This is a genomic window from Paraperlucidibaca sp. (assembly GCF_982810325.1).
The window spans coordinates 1-8,242 of the sequence record NZ_CEYEMI010000047.1 but is presented as its reverse complement, the minus strand read 5'-3'; the positions used below and the strand labels follow the sequence as shown (position 1 = coordinate 8,242).

The 8,242-nt window shown below is 52.9% G+C and carries 8 protein-coding genes and 1 pseudogene; 2 read left to right on the top strand and 7 right to left on the bottom strand.

The window, feature by feature from the left end:
• From AC3DKE_RS10695 to AC3DKE_RS10665, 7 genes and pseudogenes are all read right to left on the bottom strand, one after another.
• Positions 1-323, bottom strand: a 323-nt coding sequence (locus AC3DKE_RS10695) for an efflux RND transporter permease subunit (RefSeq protein WP_487990668.1), incomplete at its 3' end; no start/stop codon positions are given.
• Between the two features lie 12 nt (positions 324-335).
• A complete protein-coding gene (locus AC3DKE_RS10690) occupies positions 336-1,496 on the bottom strand; it encodes an efflux RND transporter periplasmic adaptor subunit (RefSeq protein ID WP_487990667.1) in 1,161 nt (386 codons plus the stop codon).
• A gap of 12 nt (positions 1,497-1,508) precedes the next feature.
• Entirely contained in the window at positions 1,509-1,781 is a 273-nt protein-coding gene (locus tag AC3DKE_RS10685) for a TolC family protein (protein WP_487990666.1), read from the bottom strand.
• 26 nt (positions 1,782-1,807) lie between these two features.
• A pseudogene (locus tag AC3DKE_RS10680) lies at positions 1,808-2,782 on the bottom strand (TolC family protein); the annotation flags it as partial.
• A gap of 61 nt (positions 2,783-2,843) precedes the next feature.
• Positions 2,844-3,575, bottom strand: a complete 732-nt coding sequence (locus AC3DKE_RS10675; RefSeq protein ID WP_487990665.1) for a TetR/AcrR family transcriptional regulator — start codon at positions 3,573-3,575, stop codon at positions 2,844-2,846.
• Between the two features lie 73 nt (positions 3,576-3,648).
• Positions 3,649-5,013, bottom strand: coding sequence for a sensor histidine kinase (locus AC3DKE_RS10670; protein ID WP_487990664.1), 1,365 nt, complete (start codon positions 5,011-5,013; stop codon positions 3,649-3,651).
• Positions 5,003-5,680 (bottom strand): response regulator transcription factor, encoded by a 678-nt coding sequence (locus AC3DKE_RS10665; RefSeq protein WP_487990663.1) that lies wholly within the window; start codon positions 5,678-5,680, stop codon positions 5,003-5,005. Before AC3DKE_RS10665 ends, AC3DKE_RS10670 begins: the two co-directional genes overlap by 11 nt.
• A 150-nt stretch (positions 5,681-5,830) precedes the next feature.
• Here AC3DKE_RS10665 and AC3DKE_RS10660 point away from each other — a divergent pair, with 150 nt between their 5' ends.
• On the top strand, positions 5,831-6,553 hold the full coding sequence (locus AC3DKE_RS10660; RefSeq protein ID WP_487990662.1) for a phosphatase PAP2 family protein: 723 nt from the start codon (positions 5,831-5,833) through the stop codon (positions 6,551-6,553).
• Positions 6,550-8,172, top strand: a complete 1,623-nt coding sequence (locus AC3DKE_RS10655; RefSeq protein ID WP_487990661.1) for a phosphoethanolamine transferase — start codon at positions 6,550-6,552, stop codon at positions 8,170-8,172. The genes AC3DKE_RS10660 and AC3DKE_RS10655 overlap by 4 nt, the downstream gene beginning before the upstream one ends.
• Positions 8,173-8,242: the final 70 nt, after the last annotated feature.

Sequence of the window (8,242 nt, the reverse complement as noted above, 5' to 3'; positions counted from 1 at the left end):
ATCTGCGTGAGCGCCACATTGGGGTCGTAATCTAGACGCAAATAGGCCTGAATCGAGCTAACACCCGACAGGCTAGTCGACTTGATATAGTCGATGCCTTGCGCCGAGGCAATTTCGCGCTCCAACGGCGTGGTGATAAAACCCTGCACCAAATCGGCATCAGCACCAACATAGGTCGTCACCACATTGATGACGGCGTTTTGTAGCTCGGGGTATTGGCGCACGTTTAAGTCAGTGGCCGAGCGCAGCCCGAGCAATAGAATGATCAGGCTGACAACAATCGCCAGCACCGGTCGCTTAATGAAAATATCGGTAAATTTCATGTCGGTCTCGGCTTAGCTTTCAGCTGGCGTCGGATTGGTTGAACTCGGCGGCATCACGGTGTTATTGATGATCACCTTGGCATCATTTTGCAGCTTCAACAGGCCGCTAGTAGCGACCTCATCACCGGCATTCACGCCTTCCGTTACTTCCACCATATCGCCGCGAGCCTCACCGGTTTTAATAAATCGGCGACGCACCACCAGCTCATCTTCTGATTGCTCAGCAGTGGCTTCTTCGCCTTCAGCTCCGGCTTTTTTCGGTGCTTTTACAATCACATAGACCGAGTTTCCGTAAGGGTTATAGCTCACCGATGTCAATGGTACCGCTACCACTTTACGCACAGCTGGCAGCGCAATTTCGGCACGAGCAAATTGGCCAGGACGCAGTGAGCGATCCGCATTGGCCACATTGGCTCGCACTTTAAAGTTGCGCGTTTGCACATCAACTTGCGGCTCTATCGCGCTCACTACGCCTTCAAATACACGATCATTTTGACCATCTAGGGTGACCTTTACGGACTGCCCAACATCAACCAGCAAAACATCCTTCTCTGGCAATGTGAAGTCGACATAGACAGGATCAAGCTGCTGCAAGGTGACCATAGTTTCACCCGCCTGCAAATACTGGCCAACATCGACTTGGCGAATACCTAACTGGCCTGAAAATGGCGCGCGAATCTGCTTTTGAGCAAGTTTGGCGCGCTGGCCATCGGCAGCAGATTGCGTAGCACGGAAGTCAGTTTCGGCACGATCAAGCTCAGATTTCGAGATAGCCTCTAGCTTGTACAGACGCTGCAGGCGCGATAGCTCGGACTTAGCAAGCGTCGCTTGTGATTGCAGGCGAGCCAAGTCGGCCTGCTCACTACCAGCAGATAGTGTCACCAGCAAATCGCCGCGCTTAACTTGCGCACCAGACTCAAAATGCACTTTGGCCACCAAGCCGCCTGATTCGCTACTGATGCGTGTGCCCTGGCTGGCAACTACCGTGCCGACACCTGAAATAGTGCTACGCCAGTTCAAGCTTTGCGCTTTTGCTGACGACACCGCAGCAGGCGGCATAGTCATATTGTCGAAATATTGATTCATCATTTTATTGCCGAACCACTTCATCCCGAAGAGGCCGCCAAAGACGACCGCAGTGATTACCAGCATCCACATCATGCGCTTATTCATTGTTTTCTCGTCTTAGTTTGCAGGGCTTAAAAGAGTGTCTATAGCAGCAATATCTTGTGGCGTGAGAATGCCAACTTGCTGCTTCAGTTGTAAGGTTTTCAGCAATACGTCGTAGCGACTTTGATCAAGTGTGCGTCGTGCTTGCACTGTGCTCGATTGCGCATTTAGCACATCGACAATGGTTCGTTTACCGGCCTCATAGCCATAGCGTGTGGCTTGCTCAGCTGCGGCGGCTGACTCAGCCGCACGGGCATAGGCATTGGCCTGGGCCTGCGCCGTTTGCACATCACGCACACTAAACGCTGTGTTTCTCGGGAAAGCTCACGACTAACACGGTCGCGCTCGGCAGTGGCGCTACGCAAGCTGGCTTGAGCTTGACGAATACGGCTGACATTGGCGCCGCTAGCAAAAATGGGCACGGTGAGCTCGATGCCATAAGCCGTGTTTTCACCGGCAATACCGACGCGCGAATCGGAGTCGTCTTGGCGGCCATGTGAGGCAACAAAATCCAGCGAAGGCAAAGCGCTGCTGCGCTGCGAACTAACATTGGCCTGAGCAACTTCAAGCTGCGCTTGGGCTTGCAATAATGATGGGCTATGAATGCGAGCGAGTTTTAGCCAACTCTCTGCTGAGCTTTCCGTTAATGCCGGCAGCGCAGTGCTTTCACTCAATATAGCCAGGGGCTCATAGCCACGACCGGTGCTTTCATCGAGGGCATCGCGCGCGGCAGCAACATTTTGCTTGGCCGCTAAAAGCTGGGCCTGCGCTAAATCATTGCGCGCTCGTGCCTCTTTCAAGTCGGTGCCGGCAATTAGTTGCACATCGTAGCGTTTTTGCGTGTCACCCAATGACTTGGCGACCGCTTCAGCTTCGGCTTCAGCCAAAGTCATTTCGTTTTGCGCTTGCAACACGCCTAAATAGCGTTCGGCGACGCGCGCCATCAGTGCTTGTGAGCGCGCAACAAAACTCATTTCAGCGAGCTGATCTTGAGCATCGGCACGGCGGCCACGCGCGAGAAAGTCATAGCGGAATAAGGGTTGGCGTAGCTGCACAGAGGCATCCCATCCGTTGTAGCGCTCCTTATAACCGACTGCGCCGGTAACGGGGTCTTTAAATGGCGTCGTGCCAACACGTGAATCGGTCGTGGTCATGCGGCCAATGGCATTAACCTGCGGCAGTCGCGTAGCTCGCTCCTGCACACCCACCTCAATGCCAGCATCGCGCTCGGCCAAGGCTGCTGCTGCCACTGGGTCAGTATTAAACGCTGCCGTTAATGCCTCGCTCATGGTCAAGGCCTGCGCTGGCGCCGCCAGACCCATTGCCAACGCTAATGCGCTAAGGCGCATGCTATTTCGCCACATCATCACACCAGTCATGCAAAACCTCCGCGCGGATACGCGTAATAAGCGCGTTGAGCGCGTCGCCTGTAAGAGGGCTGAGCGGTTGCCAACCCATGCCATTCAGTAAAAATTGAATATGTCGAGCCAGCAAACCGTAAGGGCGATGCACAGCGTATTGCTCAAGCAATCCTTCTGCATGAGCAAGTGTGTGGATGCCCTGACTCATTGCCCAAAACCTAGTGGAAATTTCTTCTGGGCTCATGCCGTTAGCCAGCAGCTCTCCCTGCCTTAAGCCATCCTGCACTATGCACATGACAGCCTCGCTTATTGGCTGGCTGGCGGCATGATGCGCCTCACGACGGGCAAGACTAGCGGCACCCCACACGACTTCGCAAAGTGCATATTGGGCAAGGCGAAAATGCTCAGGGTTGCGGCGCACAAAGACGCTATCGGCAACAGCAATGGCAAACATGCGATCACGAGAATTCGCCTGCCAAGCCGCCACGCGCTGAAATAACGTGGCGTACTCAGCGACAGACTCGGTGACTAAGGCGAGATAGAGATCTTCTTTGCTAGCGAAGTGCTGATAAATAGTGCCCATAGCGTGCTCACTGGCTTTGGCCAGCTTGCTCATCTGCAGGTTTAACAATCCATCACGCACGATGAGCTCGCGGGCGACGGTTAATAGCCGCTGCTCGCGCTCATATAATTGTCGTTCGCGCCGTTCTTTGGTGCCCATTTATCGCCCGCAACCATGACCAAATTTCGGCCATTTGAATAGTCGTCGGATTCTGAATGATATTCAGAATTTGTCAACGCTTAGGCAAAAGCACATCGACCTGCAGCCCTGGATCGGCATCTAACAGTGCAATCTCCCCATGATGCAGGCTCACTGCGGCATGAACTAAGCTCAAGCCCAGCCCTAAGCCCGGCATCATGCGCGTGCTATCGAGACGATACAGCCGCTCAAACACACGTTGGCGCTCAGACTCAGGAATGCCCGGCCCTTGATCGGCCACGCGCAGCAGCCATTTGTCGTCGTGCTGTTCGCACAACAACAAAACACGACTGTCCGATGGGGCATATTTGAGCGCATTATCGAGCACGTTAATAAGCAGCTGGAAAAGTAAGTCGCGATGGCCCTGCAAACTCGCTTGCTCGGGAATAGACACGCCCAAGCGAATATCTCGCGCCTCCGCTAAAGGCTCGACATAATCCACCGCATCATGGCAAAGCTTGGCCAAATCGACCGTCACAAACTCTTTACGCAAAACACCTGAGTCTATGCGAGCGATCTTTAACAAGGCCTGAAAAGTACTCAGCACCTGATCAATATCGCCGAGGTTTTTTTCTACCCACTGCGGCCAATCCGCCTCAGTCGGGCGCTCCTGCAACGCTGCTTCTAAACGGGCACGATGCCGCGTTAAGGGCGAGCGCAAATCATGCGCGATATTATCGGTCGTGCCTTCGATGCCGGCTATTAGTTGCGAGATGCGGTCGAGCATACGATTAAGCGTGATAGCGAGCTGATCGAACTCGTCACCACTATTATGATGCGGAATGCGATGACGTAAATCACCATCCATGATTTGTCCGGCAGAATGACGAATAGTCTCGATTGGGCGCAAAGCCGTGCGGGTGATAAAGCGGCCAGCCAACCACGCCAGCAGCAGCACAATAACCAAGCTCACCGTAGCGCTCTGGCGCAACTTGCGCTGCATGCTATGTAGCTCGTATTCATCGAAGCCGACTAATAAACGTTCGCCCTGCGGGAGGCTTTGCCAGCGTGCCATGAGGCGGGTTTTGCCGGCATGTTCAGGACTGGTTAAATAGTAAGTTTCACCTGGCTCCACAACTGAGTCAGGCCAAGCGCTCAAGTTTGAGATGACCAATCCAGTTTTCATGTCCTCAAATCGGTAATAGCGCTCATGCTCTGGTGAATTGTCGGCAACACGATCACGAATCAAACTCAACATGCCTTCGCGACCATCGATGTCGTACTCGCTGACCAACAACGAGAGCTCTGACTTAACGCTTTCTTCGATATGCTCCTGCATAAATCGAGCACTCATCCATTGCGTAAATGCCAAGAGCAAGAGGAAACAAAACACCAGCACGCCAGCGTTAAATAATGTGAGCTTGGTGGCGGTCGACCAGCGCCATTTTTTAGTCCTCACGAAGGCAGTACCCCGCGCCGCGTAGTGTGTGAATCAAAGCCGGCTTAGGCGGAAAATCGACTTTGGCGCGCAGCCGCGACATATGCACATCAATGACATTGGTTTGCGGGTCAAAGTGATAATCCCAAACACCTTCTAACAGCATCGAGCGCGTCACTACTTGCCCAGCATGGCGCATGAGATACTCAAGCACGCGATATTCCTGCGGCTTTAAACTCAGCAGCTTATCGCCGCGATGCACCTGTCGGGTCAACCTATCGAGCACAAGGTCGGCAACGCGTAAATCATTACTCTGTGTTGTCGTGTTCGACTGGCGGCGCGTGATGACCTCAAGGCGAGCAAGCAACTCACTGAGCACGAAAGGCTTCACCAAATAATCATCACCGCCAGCGCGCAGGCCTTTAATACGCTCATCGACATGATTTAAGGCACTTAAAATCAACACTGGCACAGTGGCACCACTGGCGCGCAGTGCCGCTAGCATCGACAAACCATCCATTTGCGGCAGCATGCGATCGAGCACAATGGCGTCATAGGGCTCACCCGTTGCTAGAAACAAGCCATCACGGCCATTGTCGGCGTGATCCACCACATGGCCGGCCTCTGCCAAGGCCTTGCGCAAAAAGCCGGCAATCTCCAGATCATCCTCTACTACTAATAGGCGCATGCCATCTCTCACAAGCCAAACTGCTAGCGCTATAGTCGCACGGCTTTTACCTCTTAGCGCAAGATGAGCAAATGTTCATGTTGCGGCAAGGTTCTAGGTAGGACGCCATCGGCATAGTTCAGGCCTAATCACTTGTCACGACTACGCGCCATGCCCGCTCACATTTACAAGCCTATCGACATCCTAGGCTGGATAGCACTAGCTTTGTTCACGATTGCTATCTCCCGCTATAGCAATATCGACCTAGCCGTATCGAGCTGGTTCTACGACGCCGGCACCAGCAGCTTTCCATTAAAAGATAGCCTTCTGTTTACCCGTGTCTTTCATGATGGCACTCGCAAGATTTCTACTGGGCTTTGGCTACTCTGCTGCTTCATCACGTGGCGCTCACGGCGCACGGAAGCATTTCTCGGTTGGCTATTTATCGTGGTTACCGCGCTTTTGACCGTCACTATCAATGGCTGGTTCAAGCGTCACTCCATGCATAGCTGCCCATGGTCATTGACTGAATTTGGCGGTAGCGCAGATTACTTTCGCGCATTTGAAACGCTACCTGCAGTACCAGGACCGGGCCGCTGCCTGCCTAGCGGGCACGCCGCCGTTGGCTTTATGTGGATTCCGCTGATTTATGCCTGCGCCCTTTGGCGGCCACAGCACTTGCGTAATGCGCTCTTAATCATTGTTCCGTTTGCGCTGTTTTGTGGCGGCATTCAAGTCGCCAGAGGCGCGCACCTAGTCACGCATGTTATGTGGACGGCAGTGATCTGCGGCCTAACCACCAGCCTAAGTTTTCATGCCTATCAATATCGTTTTTATGTTGGCACTGTTTTCTTACACATCAGCCAACGCCTACAAGCGGAGACAGCTCGATGAGCGCTATTTATCGCCTAAAAAACCTCAACTTAAGTCAACGCAATGTAGTCATTGCTGCCTGGTTAGTGCTTAGCTGTAACGCCGCCTTTTTTCACGCGCTATCGGAACTTACACCTTATGATGGTTGGCGCGCAGGAGTGTTTTTCGCTGCTACAGGCGCATTACTCACCGCCTATTTCGCCACCTTTTTGCAGCTAATTACTTGGGGGCCATTTGCCCGCCCAGTACAGTCATTTTTGCTTTTAGCTAGCGCGCTCACCGCCTATTTCATGATGGATTATGGCGTTGTCATTGATGCTGGCCAAATCCAAAACATGATGGAAACTGACGTCAACGAGGTCCTCGATTTACTCACCCTGCGACTTCTAGCTTTTATGCTGCTGATTGCCGGACTACCGCTACTCTGGCTCTGGTCAACGCCAGCAGCAGCGCTTAGTTGGAAGCAGACTCTACGCAACAAGCTCATCGCCGTAGTGCTAGGCCTAGTCTCAATGTTGGCTCTAGCGGGATGGCATTACGCCGACTACGCCTCGACCTTTCGTGAGCACCGCGAACTGCGCTACCTCATCGTGCCGCACAACTATTTAGCTGGGCTCAAACGCTATTTCAGCAAAGTTGCCGCGGCGCCTGACATGCCATTACAAAGCTACGGCGAGGATGCCGTCAGAGCCCATTCAGCAGCGAAAAAGCCCACACTATTTGTCTTTGTGCTCGGTGAGACGGCACGCGCTGAAAGTTTCGGCCTCAATGGCTATAGCCGCGACACCACACCTGAACTGCGTAAACGTAATGTCATTAACTTTCCGCAAGTAAGCTCCTGCGGCACTGCCACTGCAGTATCGGTGCCCTGTTTATTTTCTGGCATGACACGGGCAAATTACGACCCACAACTTGCTAGCCATCGCGAAGGTTTACTTGATATTTTGCAACGTGCCGGCTACGCCGTGACCTGGATAGACAATAACTCAGGCTGCAAAGGCGCCTGCGATCGCGTCAATAATGTGCCGCTATTAGCGGCCGATAAGGCTCGCTGGTGTAACGACGGTGAGTGCCACGATGATCTGCTCGCCGACACATTTGCTGATTATATTTCACGCGCAACAGTCAACGATCGTGTCGTAGTCTTGCATCAAGAAGGCAGCCACGGCCCTGCGTATTACCGCCGCTATCCGGACGCGTTTAAACGCTTCACCCCAACTTGCGATAGCAATGCTTTGCAAAGCTGCACGCAGCAACAAGTCATCAATACCTATGACAATACCATTGCCTATACCGATCATATTTTGGGGCGCATTATTGACACGCTAAAAGGCCAAGATGATCGTTATCAGACCGTGATGGTGTATGCCTCTGATCATGGTGAATCGACTGGTGAGCACGGACTATATCTGCATGGTGCACCTTATTTCTTTGCGCCTAGTCAACAAACTCATGTGCCCATGATGGCGTGGCTATCGCCAGACTTTCAGCAGCAGGGCCCAAGCTCTTCCTGCCTGACTAATCAAGCGCAAAAACCTCAGTCACACGACACCATTTTTCATAGCTTTTTAGGCTTACTCGGTGTCAAAACCGCCGTGTATAACGCCACGCTAGACTGGAGTGATGCCTGTCAACGCTAATGACAGCATTTTCGTGCTGTGGCACTGTACGCGCCTAAAATAAAAAAGGTTACGCGCATGAACAAGGTCA